16 protein-coding genes and 4 tRNA genes are annotated in these 17,311 nt (G+C 64.0%); 8 read left to right on the forward strand and 12 right to left on the reverse strand.

The window, feature by feature from the left end; genetic code table 11:
* Positions 1-26: 26 nt before the first annotated feature.
* Positions 27-641 (reverse strand): cysteine dioxygenase, encoded by a 615-nt coding sequence (locus ASD71_RS11395; RefSeq protein ID WP_056563481.1) that lies wholly within the window; start codon positions 639-641, stop codon positions 27-29.
* A 167-nt stretch (positions 642-808) separates the two neighbouring features.
* Here ASD71_RS11395 and ASD71_RS11400 point away from each other — a divergent pair, with 167 nt between their 5' ends.
* The 3 genes from ASD71_RS11400 to ASD71_RS11410 all read left to right on the forward strand — a co-directional run bounded on the left by ASD71_RS11400 (position 809) and on the right by ASD71_RS11410 (position 2,642).
* Positions 809-1,597, forward strand: coding sequence for an NAD-dependent deacylase (locus tag ASD71_RS11400; RefSeq protein ID WP_056563484.1), 789 nt, complete (start codon positions 809-811; stop codon positions 1,595-1,597).
* Between the two features lie 98 nt (positions 1,598-1,695).
* The gene (locus tag ASD71_RS11405) at positions 1,696-2,298 is read left to right on the forward strand and encodes a helix-turn-helix domain-containing protein (RefSeq protein WP_056563487.1); all 603 of its coding nucleotides are present in this window, start codon (positions 1,696-1,698) and stop codon (positions 2,296-2,298) included.
* 95 nt (positions 2,299-2,393) lie between these two features.
* Positions 2,394-2,642, forward strand: a complete 249-nt coding sequence (locus ASD71_RS11410) for a hypothetical protein (protein WP_175124227.1) — start codon at positions 2,394-2,396, stop codon at positions 2,640-2,642.
* Positions 2,643-2,664: 22 nt separating this feature from the next.
* On the opposite strand, the gene ASD71_RS11415 is transcribed toward ASD71_RS11410, so the two are convergent.
* The gene (locus tag ASD71_RS11415; RefSeq protein ID WP_056563493.1) at positions 2,665-3,549 is read right to left on the reverse strand and encodes a LysR family transcriptional regulator; all 885 of its coding nucleotides are present in this window, start codon (positions 3,547-3,549) and stop codon (positions 2,665-2,667) included.
* 130 nt (positions 3,550-3,679) lie between these two features.
* On the opposite strand from ASD71_RS11415, the gene ASD71_RS11420 reads away from it, so the two are divergent.
* A complete protein-coding gene (locus ASD71_RS11420; protein ID WP_056563497.1) occupies positions 3,680-4,276 on the forward strand; it encodes a short chain dehydrogenase in 597 nt (198 codons plus the stop codon).
* 168 nt (positions 4,277-4,444) lie between these two features.
* On the opposite strand, the gene ASD71_RS11425 is transcribed toward ASD71_RS11420, so the two are convergent.
* Positions 4,445-4,521, reverse strand: a tRNA-Arg gene (locus tag ASD71_RS11425).
* 165 nt (positions 4,522-4,686) lie between these two features.
* Between ASD71_RS11425 and ASD71_RS11430 the strand changes: the two genes are divergently transcribed.
* Positions 4,687-4,908 (forward strand): DUF3079 domain-containing protein, encoded by a 222-nt coding sequence (locus tag ASD71_RS11430; protein WP_056563500.1) that lies wholly within the window; start codon positions 4,687-4,689, stop codon positions 4,906-4,908.
* A 181-nt stretch (positions 4,909-5,089) separates the two neighbouring features.
* Here the strand turns inward: ASD71_RS11430 and ASD71_RS11435 are convergent.
* Both ASD71_RS11435 and ASD71_RS11440 read right to left on the reverse strand, forming a co-directional pair.
* A tRNA-Arg gene (locus ASD71_RS11435) sits at positions 5,090-5,166 on the reverse strand.
* Between the two features lie 177 nt (positions 5,167-5,343).
* Positions 5,344-5,420, reverse strand: a tRNA-Arg gene (locus tag ASD71_RS11440).
* 217 nt (positions 5,421-5,637) lie between these two features.
* Here ASD71_RS11440 and acpA point away from each other — a divergent pair.
* On the forward strand, positions 5,638-7,383 hold the full coding sequence (acpA, locus tag ASD71_RS11445) for an acid phosphatase (RefSeq protein ID WP_056563503.1): 1,746 nt from the start codon (positions 5,638-5,640) through the stop codon (positions 7,381-7,383).
* A gap of 110 nt (positions 7,384-7,493) precedes the next feature.
* On the opposite strand, the gene ASD71_RS11450 is transcribed toward acpA, so the two are convergent.
* Positions 7,494-8,009, reverse strand: a complete 516-nt coding sequence (locus ASD71_RS11450; protein WP_056563506.1) for a DUF2199 domain-containing protein — start codon at positions 8,007-8,009, stop codon at positions 7,494-7,496.
* A gap of 1,291 nt (positions 8,010-9,300) precedes the next feature.
* On the opposite strand from ASD71_RS11450, the gene mnmH reads away from it, so the two are divergent.
* Positions 9,301-10,347: a tRNA 2-selenouridine(34) synthase MnmH gene (mnmH, locus tag ASD71_RS11455; protein ID WP_056563509.1), complete on the forward strand. Its 1,047-nt coding sequence runs from the start codon at positions 9,301-9,303 to the stop codon at positions 10,345-10,347.
* A gap of 121 nt (positions 10,348-10,468) precedes the next feature.
* Here mnmH and ASD71_RS11460 read toward each other — a convergent pair.
* From ASD71_RS11460 to cysS, 6 genes are all read right to left on the reverse strand, one after another.
* A tRNA-Ser gene (locus ASD71_RS11460) sits at positions 10,469-10,561 on the reverse strand.
* An 89-nt stretch (positions 10,562-10,650) separates the two neighbouring features.
* The gene (locus ASD71_RS11465; protein WP_056563512.1) at positions 10,651-11,916 is read right to left on the reverse strand and encodes an aspartate kinase; all 1,266 of its coding nucleotides are present in this window, start codon (positions 11,914-11,916) and stop codon (positions 10,651-10,653) included.
* 187 nt (positions 11,917-12,103) lie between these two features.
* Positions 12,104-13,180 carry a tRNA lysidine(34) synthetase TilS gene (gene tilS, locus ASD71_RS11470; protein WP_082578862.1) on the reverse strand — a complete coding sequence of 359 codons (1,077 nt, stop codon included), beginning with the start codon at positions 13,178-13,180 and terminating at the stop codon, positions 12,104-12,106.
* 53 nt (positions 13,181-13,233) lie between these two features.
* On the reverse strand, positions 13,234-14,199 hold the full coding sequence (locus ASD71_RS11475) for an acetyl-CoA carboxylase carboxyltransferase subunit alpha (RefSeq protein WP_056563515.1): 966 nt from the start codon (positions 14,197-14,199) through the stop codon (positions 13,234-13,236).
* Between the two features lie 36 nt (positions 14,200-14,235).
* Positions 14,236-14,880: a DNA-3-methyladenine glycosylase gene (locus ASD71_RS11480; protein ID WP_056566776.1), complete on the reverse strand. Its 645-nt coding sequence runs from the start codon at positions 14,878-14,880 to the stop codon at positions 14,236-14,238.
* Positions 14,881-14,900: 20 nt separating this feature from the next.
* Positions 14,901-16,355 (reverse strand): cysteine--tRNA ligase, encoded by a 1,455-nt coding sequence (gene cysS / locus ASD71_RS11485; protein WP_056563518.1) that lies wholly within the window; start codon positions 16,353-16,355, stop codon positions 14,901-14,903.
* Between the two features lie 268 nt (positions 16,356-16,623).
* Between cysS and ASD71_RS11490 the strand changes: the two genes are divergently transcribed.
* Positions 16,624-17,307, forward strand: coding sequence for a tetratricopeptide repeat protein (locus ASD71_RS11490; RefSeq protein ID WP_056563521.1), 684 nt, complete (start codon positions 16,624-16,626; stop codon positions 17,305-17,307).
* The last annotated feature ends 4 nt before the right edge of the window (positions 17,308-17,311 follow it).

Genomic DNA, 17,311 nt, shown 5'->3' on the forward strand with positions numbered 1-17,311 from the left:
ACAGCGGATTTGCCGCAGCGCCCTTGCTAGCCCAGCGTGGCGCGGACGGCGGCCGACCGATCCCACAGATTGGGCAGGCTGGCCGACGAATAGCCCGACACGAACGGCTTGGCCATGCCGGTGTCCGGGTCGTAGATATGGCGCGACACCGCGCCAATATTGCCGCCATACAGATGCACGCTGATCGAGACCCGGTCGGGATAGGCGTTGGACACCTGATGGATATCGCCTTCGGCCGGCGACAGACGTTCCACATCGCCAGGCCGAAGGGTCGTGGCCTCGCCTGCGGACGCCAAGCGCCCGTCAGCGCCGCGCACAAACCGCTGATTGATCTCCGAGCCGCGCAGCATGCCCACATAGCCCCAGACCTCGTGATCGTGCACGGGCGTGGACTGGCCGGGTCCCCACACAAAGCTCACCAGCGAGAACCGCTCCAGCGGGTCGCAATGCAGCAGGAACTGTTGATAGAACTGCGGATGCGGCGCGGTACAGGCTTCCGGCAGCCAATCGTCGTGGCGCACCAGGTCCGCGAACGCCACCTCAAGTTCGGGCGTCTGGTCCAGCGCCTGCGGCGTGGCCAGCCGCGTCGCGGTGGCGATAAAACGGCGCAGCCGTTCCACGCTGTTGTTCGATTCAGGCATTGCAGGTCTCCAGGCGGGATCAAATCCCAGAATGAAAAAAGAGTATCCACGATTCAGGACGGCAACGCACGCGCCTGCCGATTCCCGCACGGACCAACCCCGCGCAACCGCGCTTGACAGGTCCTTGCCGGCGCGTGCAGCGTATCGGACTGTCTGCAAGGTTGGAAATGAAAAACACGCATCACGATATTCCGCCCGCGCTGGCGCAGGCGCTGCGCGACGCGCGCCGCGTGGTTGTCTTCACGGGCGCAGGGGTGTCCGCCGAAAGCGGCATCGCCACGTTCCGCGATGCCTTGACCGGGCTCTGGTCGCGCTTTGACGCGCAGGCGCTGGCCACGCCCGAAGCCTTCCGGGAGCATCCCGACGTCGTCTGGGGGTGGTACGAATGGCGGCGCGCGCAAGTCCTGCGCGCCGCACCCAATGCCGCGCACCACGCCATCGCCACACTCGCGCTCCATGTCCCGGCGCTGACCGTCATCACGCAGAACGTGGACGATCTGCACGAGCGCGCAGGCAGCCGCGCCGTCACGCATCTGCACGGCAGCCTGCATGCGCCGCGCTGCTCGCGCTGCGGCGCGCCGCATGCCTTTGCCGCCGAAACGCCGCAAGAACCGGATGCCGGCCGGCGCATCACGCCGCCTGCGTGCACGGCATGCGGCGCGCCGGTGCGGCCGGGCGTCGTGTGGTTTGGCGAAAGCCTGCCGGCGCAAGCCTGGCGCGACGCGACGGACGCCGTGCGGCAATGCGACCTGCTGTTCAGCATCGGCACCTCGTCGCTGGTGTACCCCGCCGCCGAACTGCCACAGTTGGCCATCGCAGGCGGCGCCACGGTCGTGCAGGTCAACCCGGCCGCCACGCCGCTGGATGCGCTGGCCCATCACAATCTGCGCGGCGCCGCAGCCGAAGTGATGCCCGAATTGCTAGCCGCCGCGAGGTTTGGTGAGGATCCGTGGTAACCGAAACACACAGCTATGACACGCGCGCGACACTTGCGGGGAAACCCCCAAATTCACCATTACAACCGCGGTAGACAGTGGTGTAATGGGCTTCGCTTGTGGAGATGATCATTCCGTTTTCCTGGAGACTTCCTGACGTCTTCGTACGTTCGCCAGACGGTGTCTTGCACCGTGTGGTGCGGCACGCCACGACCACGGAAACCATCGCCCTGCTCGAAGGCATGCCCAGCAACACCCATCTGGATTGCGAATGCAAGCTCGACAACGGCGAAACGCTGTGCTGGGTGGGCAACGACGAATACCGCCAGTTGAATGGCGGCGCCGTCTTTTTCGCCGTCACGGCACACACGACACCTCGAGGCGAGTCGCGTCACAGCGTCTCGGCCCCGAGCGATGAAAAGCCGGCATCCGCGCCGAGCCCCTCACGCAAAAAGTTTGCAGGGGCCCAAGCTCGCCTGCCGCCCGCTGTAGTCAATCTAAAAACCGGCAACGATTGGAGCCTGATCCGCGCCTGGCGCGAGCATCTGAATATCAGCACTGCTGACATGGCTGCCCGCCTTGGCGTAGACCACTCCATCTATATTGAATTGGAACGGCCGCGCCCGCGGCCCCGGCAGGTGATTCTTGACCGCGTGTCCGAGGCCCTGGGCGTTTCGCCGGAACAACTCGATGATTCATTGTTAGGCGGACAGTTTCATTAGCGCTGCGCGCGAGGCATTGCCCCGCGCCCGCGCCATGAATTGTTCAAACGACTTTGGCGCCGACACCTGACGGCCCGCGCATGGAGGTATTGAATATGCTCGGCACCGCAAGACGATTGACCGACGTGCTCGCCACATCGCCGGATGGCACGTTGTATCGCATCGAACGTTTCGTTTCCGATCCCGGCGCGTATTCCGCGCTGGGCACGCCGCGCTTCGACCCGAAGACACACTGCGTCTGCCGCACCAGTTCCGGTGAAAAAGTCGCGTGGCTGGGCGGCCAGACCTATCAACTTCTCAAGAGCGGCACGTCCTTGACCGCGGTGGACCGACGACGCGCCTGACAGCCGCCGTTGCCGCCCCCCGCTACCGCCCAAAGCGCGTCACCACAAAATCCACGAATGTCGTGAGTTTGGGCGGGGCCTGGCGGTCCTTCGCATACAAGAGCGTGATGGGCCGGGCCACCGGCCAGTAAGGCTGCAGGATGGGCACCAGGCGGCCGGCGCGCACATCGTCGGCCAGCAGCAGTTCGGGCTGCAGCACGATGCCAAAGCCCGCCAGTGCGGCCTGCCTGAGCGCCTGCCCGTTGTTCGACACGAACCGCCCCGCCGGATACCCCATCTCTCCGCCTTCGTCCGTGCCCAGCCTCCAGCCGGTGCGCCGGCTCCAATGCGAGAAGTCCAGGCACTGATGCCGCGCCAGATCACCTGGCACGGCCGGCGTGCCGTAGCGCTCCAGATATGCCGGTGCCGCGCAGATGATCATCTGATAGAGCCCGATGCGGCGCGCCACCAGGCCGGAGTCTGCGGGTTCGCCGATACGCAGCGCCACATCGAAACGCGACGCCACAACGTCTTCGACCAAGTCGCTCAATGACAGCTCCACACTGACGTCCGGATAGATCGAGAGGTAGTCCGCGATAGCCGGCGCCAGCGCGAATGAACCGAACGACACCGACGAGGTGATGCGCAGATGGCCGCGCGGCGCCGAACGCAGCGCCTCGGCACCCTGCTCGGCGTCGCGGATGTCGGCCAGGATCGTCTTGCAGCGCGCGAAGTACGCCTGCCCCGCCTCGGTCAGGCTCTGGCGCCGCGTCGTGCGGTTCATCAGCCGCAATCCCAGCCGCTCCTCCAGGCCCTTGACGTGCTTGGCGGCCATGGCCGGCGACATATCCCGTTGCACCGCGGCGGCAGACAGGCTGCCCAGCTCGACCACGGCCACAAAAACTTCCATGCTGAGCAGGCGATCCATGGATTACGCACTCCGAGTGTTGACTGATCCAACAATTCTAGGATTTTTCGGACGGAATGCGGGGCGCAGAATGCGTCCATGCGTTGGCGCCCTTGCCGGCGCGCCCATTTCAACAATCCACGGAGAACCCATGAAGATCATCCTCATCGGCGCAAGCGGCACCCTCGGAAGCGCGATCGCCCGCGAACTCGGCCAGCGGCACGACATCATCGCGGTGGGCAAGACTCGCGGCCAATACCAGGTCGACGTCACCCGTAGCGACAGCATCCGCAGCCTGTTCGAACGCGTGGGCAAGGTCGATGCCATCGTCTCCGCCACCGGCAGCCTGCACTTTGGCCCGATCGCCGACATGACGGCGGACCAGTTCAAGGTTGGGTTGCATGACAAGCTGCTGGGCCAGGTCGACTTGGCCCTCATCGGCCAGCACTACGTCAACGCGGGTGGCTCGATCACGCTGACCAGCGGCATCCTGAGCGATGAGCCCATCCGCTTTGGCGCGAACGCGGCCGCCGTCAACAGCGCCATCGACGGTTTCGTGCGCGGCGCGGCCGTGGAACTGCAAGGCATCCGCATCAACGCGGTCAGCCCCACCGTTTTGCAAGAGTCGCTGGACAACTATGGTCCGTATTTCCAGGGCTTCGAAGCCGCCCCCGCCAGCCGTGTCGCGCTGGCCTACAGCCGCAGCGTCGAAGGCGCGCAGACCGGGCGGGTGTATCGGGTGTGGTGATGCCGTGCCGCAATGAGCACCCGCCAACCGGCGGCGGGCACTGAAAATCGCTGACAAGACAAGCGGACAAAAAAAAAGCGGCTTGAGAATTCATCAAGCCGCTTTTGCGTACGCATTGCTGCGTTTTTCTGGCAGAAATCATACTGTGCAGCATGATCTCGAATAAGTTGGTGCGCCCGGCAGGATTCGAACCTACGACCCCCTGGTTCGTAGCCAGGTACTCTATCCAGCTGAGCTACGGGCGCCCCGAAAGAGGCGTTTTTATAACACGAAAGAATCGTGCCATGCAAATCGACCCCGTTTTAAATCGGGTCTCGGCAGGTGGCGCCCGTGGGTTTGCGAGATGTCAATGAAACGCATGGCCCGTGCGCAGTACGCTCAGTTCCATAAGAACACATCAGGCAGACGGCATGGCCAAGAAGTTTCCCCTGCATCCCAAACACCCCGAACGCATTTGCTGGGGCTGCGACCGATACTGCTCCACCGATTCCATGGCCTGTGGCAACGGCTCGGGCCGCACCATGCACCCGGCGGAATCGCTCGGCGACGATTGGTATCTATTCGGAGATTGGGGCTTCGACGACGCGGACGACAAGCCAGAATCGAAAGAGAAAGAAGAGGCCGCACATTAATGTGCAGTGCAGTGCAAAACCAGTGACGCGCAAAACAGGTGATGCACAAAGCAGGTGATGCACAAAACCAGCGATGCACAAAACAAGTGCCGCACAAAACAAAAAGGCCTTTGATTCAAGATCAAAGGCCTTTCCATTTTCTTTGCCGCTTTTTGCATCGCGGCGTTTAGACCGTGATGTTTGGTGCGCCCGGCAGGATTCGAACCTACGACCCCCTGGTTCGTAGCCAGGTACTCTATCCAGCTGAGCTACGGGCGCTCCGACAAAGAGGCAAAATTATATCAGAATAATCGTGCCATGTTTGTAGTGGAGCAGAACTTTTTGCAGAGAACGTCTTACCGCACTGTTCTTATTGCAACTTTCACTTCACTACGGCTGCTTTTTTCGTCTTCTTTTCTGCCGATCCGCGCATTGCGCGAACTACAACAAAAAACTTGGTGCGCCCGGCAGGATTCGAACCTACGACCCCCTGGTTCGTAGCCAGGTACTCTATCCAGCTGAGCTACGGGCGCTTGAAAAAGCAAGCCTTGAATAATAGCGTTGTTTCGCAAGATGCGCAAGTTGGGCGGCGCGCAGATGGCTGCGTACAGCTTCCCGACAGCGGATGGTCACACCGATAGAACCTTGTCTCTTTAGCCTAGCGGCCGTTAACGATGCCGGCTGTCATCCGGCGATTTTCGTGACGCAATGACAGTGCGCCACGTCATCCGCAAGCTTAAGAGACCTTTCATGTCCGACAAAGACAAAAGCACTGGAGAACCTTCGCAGGACGGCTCCAGCGCAACGCCCGTACGCGCCACCCGCCGCGGCTTTCTGACCGGCATCGCCGCATTGGGCGCCAGCGCGGCCGCCATGGGCGCGCTGTCCGGCTGCTCCAATGACGACGACGATGACAGCCCCGCAGCGCCCGCGCCCGCCCCCGCGCCTGCGCCAGAACCCACGCCCGCCCCTGCGCCCGACCTGACCACGCAGCTACGCGACAACGTCAAGACGCTGGTGGTGATCTTTGCCGAGAACCGCAGCTTCAACAATCTGTTCGCCAACTTCCCCGGCGTGGAAAAGCCCCTGTCCGCGCTGACGCCGGCCGACTATACGCAGCTCGATCGCGACGGCACACCGTTGCCCGTGCTGCCGCCCGTGTGGAACGGCATGGTGCCCACGTCGCAGCAGGCCAACCACATCACCTACCAGGTGGACCAGGCTGCGGCCTACATGAACAACCTGTCCAACGCGCCGTTCGCGTTGCAGGGACCGCAAGGCGAACCCTTGCCGCAAGGCGTGGTGACGCGCGACCTCTGGCACGTGTTCTACCAGAATCAGATGCAGATCAACGGCGGCAAGAATGACAAATTCGTCGCATGGGCCGATTCCGGCGCGCTCGTCATGGGCCATTACAGCGATTCCGCGTACAACCTGCGGCTGTGGAAGCTGGCGCAGGAAATCGTGCTGTGCGACAACTTCTTCCAGGGCGCCTTCGGCGGCTCGTTCCTGAACCATCAATACCTGGTCGCCGCACGCCCGCCGTTCTATCCGGACGCCGCAAGCTCGGTCGCCCAGCCTCAGATCGCGCAACTGCAAAGCGCCGATCCCGCCGATCCCCGCCTCGAACCCAAGCCCACGTCGCCCGCCAGCGCGCTGACAGGCGTCCCGCAATTCGGCGCCAGCGCGCTCACGCCCGACGGCTACGGGGTCAACACCATGGCCCCGCCTTACTGGCCTTCGTTCAGCCGCGATGCCACCGATCCCACGCTGGCCGACCCGACAAACCCGCAAACCATGGTCCCGCAAACGCACGCCAACATCGGCGACCTGATGAGCGCCAAAGGCCTGGACTGGGCGTGGTACGCAGGCGGCTGGAAAGCGGCCGTGGATTCGACGGCCAACACGGGCTTTCCGTCTTCGCCCAATTTCCAGGCGCACCATCAGCCCTTCAACTACTTCAAGAGCACGGGGCCGGGCACCTCGGCGCGCACGACGCACATCCGCGACGGCGGCCTGGGTGACCTCAATGCCACCAACAACTTCCTGGCCGATGCCGAAGCCGGCACGCTGCCCCCGCTGACCTTCTACAAGCCGCAGGGCAACCTGAACATGCACGCGGGGTATGCGGACGTTGACTCGGGCGATCGCCACATCGCGCACATCGTGGACAGCCTGAGGAAGAGCAAGCAGTGGGAGAACATGGTGGTGGTAATCACCGTGGACGAGAACGGCGGCTGGTGGGATCACGTCGCGCCGCCGCAAGGCGACCGCTGGGGCCCGGGCACGCGCATCCCCGCAGTGATCGTGTCGCCCTTCGCCAAGAAGGGCACCGTGGACCACACCATCTACGACACAGGATCCATCCTGCGCCTTGCGACGCGGCTCTTCGACCTGCCGATGCTCGACGGCCTGAAGGCGCGCGATGACGCCATGACGGCACGCGGGCAAGCGGCGATGGGCGACCTGACGAATGCGCTGACGTTCAGCGCCTGACGCAGGTAGGCGAGCAGGCGGGCGGGCGATTTGTCGGGCGGCGATTTGTCGGGTGGAGTTCCTTCGGGCAGCATGCACTCCGACAGCGATCCGTCTGGCGAATCGCCCGCCTACGCCGTTCCCGCCTGCCCGTGCACGAGCAGCGCGTAGATCTCCGCGACTCGGCCGGTCGTAATCCCCTCGCGTTGCTCGACCGCCAACGGATGGCTCGTCTGCTCCAACTCGATGAACGGCCGGAAGCCGTCGTCCCTGAGATGAACGTGCGTTTTCAATCCGATCGTGTCGGGATACGGATCAAGCCGCGTCGTGAGCCAGCCAAACAATGGCGGCGTGTGCGAGCGCTTCGGCTCGTCTGACATCCGCACCCATGTCTCGTAGCTTTGCAGACTGAGCGACACCCATACGCCCCATACAAACGGCTCGGGGTGACCCACGATGGGCAGCTCGATGCAGCCGCGCACATAGAAGTGCTGCTCGTCGATCACGCAGTCGTCGCTGCCCAGATCGCAACGCTGCTCGCGATCTTCAGGCGGCACGGCGTAGTACGTGGCGGGCGCTTCGGCGCCGAAGCTCGGCAGGCCGTAATGAACCTCGTCGCAGGTGGTGCATTTGAAAGAGAAATCCATTGCTGCTGCCTTCATCAAGCGGGGGATGTGGTTGCTCGGGTGCTTTGATTTGCGCGTTTTTCGGCACGCTGAGCCGGTGCTTTAGATCTTTGCTGCTTGGTGTTGATGCGGTGCGGGTTCTTAAGGCGTCCGGCACGGTGGCGGCCCGAGGCGAGCGGGGCCACGATTGCGGTCCGGAGCCTTCGCTCCGGACTTGCCTAGGCGCCCCCCCCTTCGTCATCTTCGTCCGCCTTCGGCTCCCTTCAGATTCCCTCGGGCTTATCGACGCCCCGCGCACCTCGCGCCGCCACCGTACCGGACTCTAGCATTTGAAGCTTGTCGGGCGTTGGGGGTGGCCGGTGTGCTTGGCATTTTTGCGCAGAGGTTCTTGGGCTCAAAGCATCTTGCGGGGCCCGTCCCCGTTCGGCCGCGCGGGCGGCCTTCGGTGACTTACGCAATGTCTTGCGTTGTGTTGATGACGCTTCGCGCGTAGGTGACGCCTCGGTGTCTGACACCCGCATAGTTTGCCTACAAGCTTGAAACGGCGCCCCAAGGGTGTCAGACACCCAACTTGACGATGCGCGCCCCGTTCGGCCGCGCGGGCGGCCTTCGGTGACTTACGTGGTGTCTTGCATTGGGGTGATGACGCTTCGCGCGTAGGTGGCGCCTCGGTGTCTGACACCCGCATAGATGGACTACAAACCTGAAGCGGCGCCTCCAGGGTGTCAGACACCCAACTTGACGATGCGCGCCCCGTTTGGCCGCGCGGGCGGCCTTCGGTGACTTACGCGGTATTTTGCGTTGGGGTGATGACGCTTCGCGCGTAGGTGACGCCTCGGTGTCTGATACCCGCATAGATGGACTACAAACCTGAAGCGATGCCCCCAGGGTGTCAGACACCCAACTTGGCGATGCGCCCCATTCGGCCGCGCGGGCGGCCTTCGGTGACTTACGCGGTGTCTTGCGTTGGGGTGATGACGCTTCGCGCGTAGGTGGCGCCTCGGTGTCTGACACCCGCATAGATGGACTACAAACTTGAAGGGGCGCCCCAAGGGTGTCAGACACCCAACTTGACGATGCGCCCCATTCGGCCGCGCGGGCGGCCTTCGGTGACTTACGCGGTGTCTTGCGTTGGGGTGATGACGCTTCGCGCGTCGGTGTCTGACACCCGCATAGATGGACTACAAACTTGAAGCGGCGCCCCCAGGGTGTCAGACACCCAACTTGACGAGTTGCAATCCTATCCGCCACCACGACGCCGGCAGACAGCGCCGCGTGCGAAAATTGCGGACCTACTTTCCGGGACGGCCGCGTGAAACACCTGCTTGTCAGCCTCGACAAACTGCATGATTTCGACGAAATCATCGACGTGCGCACGCCCCTGGAATTTGCCGACGACCACATCCCAGGTGCCCGCAACGCGCCGGTGCTGGACAACGACGAACGCGCGCTGATCGGCACGATGTACAAACAGGTCTCGCCTTTCGAGGCGTCACGCGCCGGCGCGGCGCTCGTCGCCCGCAACATCGCCCGCCATCTGGAAACCACCTTCGCCGACCGCCCGCAAGGCTGGCGCCCGCTGGTCTACTGCTGGCGCGGGGGCAAACGGTCGGGGTCGATGACGCTGATGTTCAACATGATTGGCTGGCGCGCCCGGCAACTCGACGGCGGCTACAAGACTTACCGGCGCGCCACGCTGGACAGCCTGCAGACGCTCCCGCAGCCTCAACGCTTCGTCGTATTGACCGGCCCAACCGGCAGCGGCAAGACACGCCTGCTGCACGCGCTGCACGAAGCAGGCGCACAGACGCTGGACCTGGAAGACCTCGCATCCCATAGGGGTTCGCTGCTGGGTGCAGTGCCCGACGCGCAGCAGCCCACGCAAAAGCGCTTCGACACCCTGCTCGCCGTTAGGCTGCGCGAACTCGACGCCAGCCGGCCGGTGTTCGTCGAAGCAGAAAGCCGCAAGATCGGCGCCGTGGAACTGCCCGCGTCGTTGCTGCACGCCATGCATCAGGGCGACTGCATCGAAGTGCGCTCCAGCCGCGAAGACCGCACGCGCTTCCTGCAGCAGGATTACGCGCGGCTCTTCGACACACCGGATTGGCTCAAAGCGCAGTTGCAGCGCATGGTGGGACTGCACAGCCGCGACACCATCAAGAACTGGATCACGCTGGTGGACGAAGGCCACCGCGAAGACCTGGCGCGCGAACTGATCGATCGGCATTACGACCCAGCCTATGCGCGCAGTTCGCAATCTCACTTTGTGAACCTGCCGCGAGCCATTCGGCTGGAGTTTCGGCCGAACGATGCGGATGTTATCGATCAGGCCCGTGCGCTGATCAGCCAGCTGGCGTGAATCACGGCAACCGTATCTCGCGACCCCACTCACGTCAGAGGCGCGCAGAAAACAAAAAACCCGCAGAGCAAAAAGCTATGCGGGTCTTGAGGCAACCTTTGTTCACTGGTGCAAGTGTCTTTGGCGGAGACGGTGGGATTCGAACCCACGATGCAGTTTTTAGCCACATACTCCCTTAGCAGGGGAGCCCCTTCAGCCTCTCGGGCACGTCTCCGAAAAGAGAACGAGATTCTAGCACAATTTTTTTGGCTCTTGCCCGCGATTCGGGCGTTTACGTAAAAAAATCGTGCCGGAACTGATCGGTCAGACCTTGGTGGCGGGCGCCTGGTCCAGGCCGAAGGCCTTGTGCAGTGCGCGCACGCCCAGTTCCATGTACTTGTCGTCGATGATGACCGAGGTCTTGATTTCGCTGGTGCTGATCATCTGGATGTTGATGCCCTCTTGCGAGAGCGTCTGGAACATCAGGCTGGCGACGCCGACGTGCGAGCGCATGCCGATGCCGACGATGGAGACCTTGGCGACCTTTTCGTCGGTGGACAGTTCACGTGCGCCCACGGCGGGAATGACTTCGCGCTTGAGCAGGTCCACGGCGCGCGCAAATTCGTTGCGGTTCACGGTGAACGAGAAGTCGGTCGTGCCAGCCACGGACTGGTTCTGCACGATCATGTCGACGTCGATGTTGGCGGCGGCGACGGGACCCAGGATGGAGAACGCGATGCCGGGTTTGTCGGGAACACCCAGCAGGGTGATTTTGGCTTCGTCGCGGCTGAAGGCGATGCCGGAGACAACGGCGGCTTCCATTTTTTCGTCTTCCTCAAAAGTAATCAGCGTGCCCGAGACCATTTCTTCCTCGAGCGGGATAAGGGGGTCGGTCAGCGAGGACAGGACCCGGACCGGAACACGATACTTGCCGGCGAATTCGACCGAACGGATCTGCAGGACCTTGGAGCCCAGCGAAGCCATTTCCAGCATTTCTTCGAAGGAAACGACGGACATGCGGCGCGCTTCGGGCACCACGCGCGGATCGGTCGTGTAGACGCCGTCCACGTCGGTGTAGATCAGGCATTCGTCGGCCTTGATGGCCGCTGCCACGGCCACGGCCGAAGTGTCGGAGCCGCCGCGGCCCAGCGTGGTGATGTGGCCGTCAGGGTCGATGCCCTGAAAACCCGTCACGATGACCACGCGGCCGGCGTCCAGATCAGCGCGCACGCGGGCGTCGTCGATGGACGTGATGCGGGCTTTCGTGAACGACGAATCGGTGCGCACTGGCACTTGCCAACCGGCATAGCTGCGCGCGGACACGCCCTCGGCCTGCAAGGCAATGGCCAGAAGGCCGCTGCTGGCTTGCTCGCCGGTGGCGGCGATCATGTCGAGTTCGCGGCCGTCGGGCTGGGGCGAGAGCTCGCGCGCCAGGCCCAGCAGACGATTCGTCTCACCCGCCATGGCGGACGGGACAACAACAACTTGGTGGCCGGCGGCGTGCCACTTAGCGACGCGACGCGCCACGTTTCTGATGCGCTCGACCGAGCCCATCGAAGTACCGCCATATTTGTGAACGATCAGGGACATCTCGTACTCTGGCTGGATACCCGCCGCAAGTGTTGACGGGCAAAACCATATATTCTAGCGCGACGGTAAAAATTTGCGCAGATAGCGCAAATTTATGTCCATTTGGTGGCTTTAACGCCGCGTTGGGCTTGTCGGCACGGTTCCGAAGCGAATCACCTGACCGCCCGCCGCGAACCGGCTTACCCCTTCATGAACCGGCTTGGCCCCGGCGCTCCACCCACACGCGGCCGCGGTGGCATCTCACGACGTGCCCCGCCTGCTCCACGCGCAATTGCCGGTCGTGGCCCAGGCTATGCAGGCCGCGAAGCTGGCGCAGCAGGTCCGCCATGCGCGCATCGGTCGGCATGCGCGCGCCATTGCGCTCCAGCCAATGGCGCAACACTTGCGCCTGACGGGCAGGTGAAAGTCCCCGCCACGCCTGCAACGAAAAGCTCACGCCGTCGGCACTGGGGTCGAGCCCCGCGAAATCCTCACGCGCGACTTCGTCCAGGATCTCTGCCGCCTCGGCCATGTGCCGCGCATGGCGCGCGACGATGCCGCGCCAGCCGGGCCATCTTGCATCCAGCACGGGCGCCAGCAGCGCACGCAGCGCGGCGCGGGTGTAGCGCGGATCGGCATTGGAGGGGTCCTGCACGGCGCGCCAGCCGATGGCGGCCTCGACGTTATCCGCCGCCTGCAGAATCTCGCTGCGATCCCGTTCCAGCCACGGACGCAGATACGTCACGCCGCCGCGCTGCGTCACCGGCGCCATGGCTGCCATGCCCGACAGCCCGGTTCCGCGCAAGAGGCGCAGCAAGACGGTTTCCGCCTGATCGTTGCGGTGATGGGCGAGCAGGATGTGATTGACGCCATGTTCGCCAGCCAACCGGGCCAGCGCGGCATAGCGCGCGTCGCGCGCAGCGGCCTCGATGCCCTTGCCGCTGGCCGGCTCTACGTGGACGCGCGCTTCGATGAGCGGCAGCGCAAGCTTTGCTGCCAGATCCTGTCCGCGTTGCGCCCACTCGTCGGCCTGCGCCTGCAAGCCGTGGTGCACATGAAAGAGCATTACCTCGATGCCAAGCAATGGCGCGACGGCGGCCGCGTGCACGGCGAGCATGGCCGAGTCGGCTCCGCCGCTGAAGGCGACGGCGATGCGGCGCGGACGCTCGGACAGTGCCTGGAGCGTCTGGCGCAACGCCGCGGCAAGTGCGGTGGAGATGGGCAGGGAGGGAATGGCGCCCGCGCCGGCCAGAGGATTGCTGCCGGGCGGCGGGACGTCAGTCATGAGATAGGGCGCGGGGGCCGCGGCGCTGGCTGAAGGCCGGCGCCCTGCCCGCTTTACGCGCGCACTTCCTGGAAGGCGCCGTACGAGAGCACGCGCTGGAGGCGCTGCTCGACGAGCTGATCGGGCGTCAGGCCCTGGAGCTGGCGCAGGGCGTCGCCGAGCGCGCGGCGCAAGAGGCGGGCCATGACGCGGGGGTCGCGGTGCGCGCCGCCCACGGGTTCGTTGACTACGCGGTCCACCAGACCCAGATCCTTGAGGCGGGGCGCGATGATGGCCAGCGCGTCGGCGGCCTCGGGGGCCTTGTCGGCGCTGCGCCAGAGGATCGAGGCGCAGCCTTCCGGCGAAATCACGGCGTAGGTGGCATATTGCAGCATCAGCACGGCGTTGCCGACGGCAATGGCCAGCGCGCCGCCCGAACCGCCTTCGCCGATGATCGTGCAGATCAGCGGGACTTTCAGTTCGGCCATGGCGTAAAGGTTGTGGCCGATGGCTTCGGACTGGCCGCGCTCTTCGGCGCCGATGCCGGGATATGCGCCCGGGGTGTCCACAAAGGTGAAGACGGGAATGCCGAATTTTTCGGCCAGGCGCATCAGGCGCAGGGCCTTGCGATAGCCCTCGGGGCGCGGCATGCCGAAGTTGCGCGCGGCGCGCTCCTTGGTGTCGCGGCCCTTCTGGTGGCCGATGACCATGCACGGCGTGCCATTGAAGCGCGCCAGGCCACCCACGATGGACTGGTCGTCGGCGTACATGCGATCGCCATGCAGTTCATGGAAGTCGGTGAACATTTCGCGCACGTAGTCCAGCGTGTAGGGACGCTGGGGGTGACGCGCGACAAGCGCCGTTTGCCAGGGAGTGAGCTTGGCGTAGATCTCCTTGGCGAGCGTCTGGCTCTTCTGCTGCAGACGTCCGATTTCATCGGAGATGTCTACCGCCGAATCGGCCTGCACATAGCGCAGCTGCTCGATCTTGTTTTCAAGCTCGGCGAGCGGCTGTTCAAATTCCAGAAATGTATTGCGCATGTAGTGTGGTTCCGTAGATGGGCTGCCTGGTTTGCGTCAGTATTGGACCGGCGTCGGTTCCAGACTGCGCCACAGATACCAGGTTGCCACGGTACGCCAGGGTTGCCACGCCAACGAGACTTCGCGAGCCTCGAAGCGAGAGACAGGCTCGCCGCTGAAATAGTGTAGCGAGATTGCCTTGAGCAACCCAGGATCATCCAGCGGCAGGACATCGGGCCGCTGTAGATTGAAAATCAAAAACATCTCCGCCGTCCAGCGTCCGATACCGCGGATGGCGACCAGTTCCGAGATGACGGCCTCGTCGTCCATGGCCGCCCACTTCTCGGGGTGGACCCGGCGTTCGCCGAAATGCACGGCGAGGTCGAGCACGTACTCGGCCTTGCGTTGAGACAGTCCGGCCTTGCGCAGGCCGTCCACGCCAACGCGCAGCACGGCGACGGGCGTGGGGCGTTTGCCCACGGCGTCGATGAACTTGGTCCAGACGGCATCGGCCGCCTTGGGGGAAATCTGTTGCCCGATGATCGCCCGCGCCAGCGTGATGAACGGCGTGCCGCGCGAGGTCAGCCAGACCTCCGGGTGCTGGGGGATGATCTTTTTCAGAATGCGGTCGCGGCGCATCAGGTGCGCCACGGCGGCTTCCCAGTATTCAGGCTTGGGAATCTCGAGATCTGCGGTGGACATGTCCGGCGTATCCTGCGGGGTCACGCGCGGCGCCATTGCGTCAGGCCGCCCGGCTTGTCGTCCAGCTCGATACCGGATTCGCGCAGTTCTGCGCGGATGCGATCGGCCTCGGCGAAATTGCGGGCAGCCTTGGCGGCCGCGCGCGCGTCGATCAGCGACTGGATGGCGTCGGCGTCCAGCGTGCTTCGCGCGCCCTGCTCGATGGCGGCCGCGGAATAGCGGGTGGCAGACTGGAAGTACGTTGCCGGCGCTTGCTGCAGCAGGCCCAGCAGCGAGGCCAGCGCCTTCATCTGCCCGGCGCTGCGCGCGCTTTTGGTACGGTTGGCTTCGGAGGCCAGTTCGAACAGCGCGGCCACGGCGCCCGAGCTGTTGAAGTCGTCATCCATCGCGGCCTTGAAGGCCTGCGCCTGCGGTTCGTTCCAGTCGATGCCCTGATCGTCGGCCGGCACGTTCTGCAAGGCCTGGTATAGGCGATCCAGGGCGTTCTGCGCGTCGATCAGGTTGTCCGGCGTGTAGTTCTGCGGGCTGCGGTAGTGGTTGCGCACAATGAAGAAGCGCACCATTTCCGCTTCGCGCGGGTTCACCTGGTACTCGGACTGGCCGGCCGCCGGTTCGCTCTGCGCGACGGTCTGGCGGATCGTGCGGAAATTGCCCAGGGACTTGGACATCTTGTCCGAATCAACCATCAGCGGGCCGCAGTGCATCCAGATGTTGGCCAGCGTGCCGCCGAAAGCGCCCTCGGTCTGGGCGATCTCGTTCTCATGGTGCGGAAATTTCAGGTCCGGACCGCCGCCGTGGATGTCGAGCGGCAGGCCCAGCAGCGACTTGCTCATGGCCGAGCACTCGATGTGCCAGCCCGGGCGTCCCAGGCCGTAGGGCGATTCCCACTTGGTGTCGGCGGGTTCCTCGGCCTTGGCGGACTTCCAGAGGACGAAATCCAGCGGATCGCGCTTGCCGGACCCGACTGCCACGCGCTCGCCGGCGCGCAGGTCATCCAGCGTCTTGCCGGACAGCTTGCCGTAGCCGGGGAAATCGCGCACGGCGTAGTTCACGTCGCCGTCTTCGGCCTGGTAGGCCAGACCGTTGGTTTCAAGCTTGCCGATAATGTCTAGCATCTCGCCCACGTATTGCGTGGCGCGCGGCTCGCGGTCGGGGGATTCGACGCCCAGCGCACGCTCGTCGGCGTGCATGGCGTCGATGTAGAACTCGGTGACTTCGCCGATGCGGCGGCCGGTTTCCACGGCGCGGCGGATGATCTTGTCATCGATGTCCGTGATGTTGCGCACGTAGTCCACCGTCAGGCCGCTGGCGCGCAGCCAGCGCTGCACGACATCAAACGACACCAGCATGCGGGCGTGGCCCAGGTGGCAGAAGTCATACACGGTCATGCCACACACGTACATGCGCACCTGGCCGGCCTGGGCCGGTTTGAACGGTTCTTTGGTACGCGATAACGTGTTGTAGATTTGCAGCATGGCGCGATAGGCTTCGTTTAGTTTTCCGTGGCGGTTTCGGAAAGTTGCTGTCGACGGACGATACCGTCAACGCGTGCCGCCCCATTAGCACTGTGGCAGGTAAATTCGCAGCGGAACAATTTCAATTCTGGCCCTGCTCCGTACTACCTTGAACGCGATGGTCGAGCCAAAAACCCAACCGGGGCTAAAATGGTGGTCGTCAAGTATAGCAAGCGGCCCGGTCGCGCGCGTAAGCGCCGGCCGGCCAAGACTTTTAACGGAACCCCACGTGACTATCAAGCCGCGTTTTTGCGTTGCCCTGCTCGCCCTGGCCCTGGCCGGCACGCCCGCTGGCGTTGCCCTTGCCCAGTCGATGAGCGGCGGCGCGGGATCGAATCCCAACGCCAGCCGCACCACCCTGGACCCGATTCCCCCCGAAGGCGGCTGGGATGCCCTGGCCAATCTGCTGGAAGCCGCCAAGCCCAGCGTGGACACGCGCCTGACGCCGTCCGCCTCCCAGATCACCACGCACATCGAGCGACTGCTCACCCGTGGCGACAATCAGGAAGCCCTGGCGATGATCGAAAAGCGCGAGGCCGAGATCAAGGACCAGCGCGGCACCGACGTCCAGCTCATGTTCCAGCACGCGCGCGCCCTGGCCGCGCTTGATCGCACGAACGAAGCGATCGACATTTACACCGATATGACCACGCGGTTCCCCGAATTGCCGGAACCCTGGAACAACCTGGCGGCTCTATATGCTGGCCGAGGAGAACTCGACCGCGCGCAGGACGCCCTGCAAATGGCACTGCGCGCCGATCCGACCTACGCGGCGGCTCGCGCCAATCTGGGCGACCTGCAACTGCTGCAGGCCTTGCGCACCTACAAGAAGGCCGCCAGCGACGGCGTGCCTGGCATGCGGGAAAAGGTCCGCGAAGTTGAAACAATGTTGAAGGATAAACAAGGCAAATGATGTC

The organism is Achromobacter sp. Root565 (assembly GCF_001427425.1).
GTDB classification, from domain to species: Bacteria; Pseudomonadota; Gammaproteobacteria; order Burkholderiales; family Burkholderiaceae_B; genus Achromobacter; species Achromobacter spanius_D.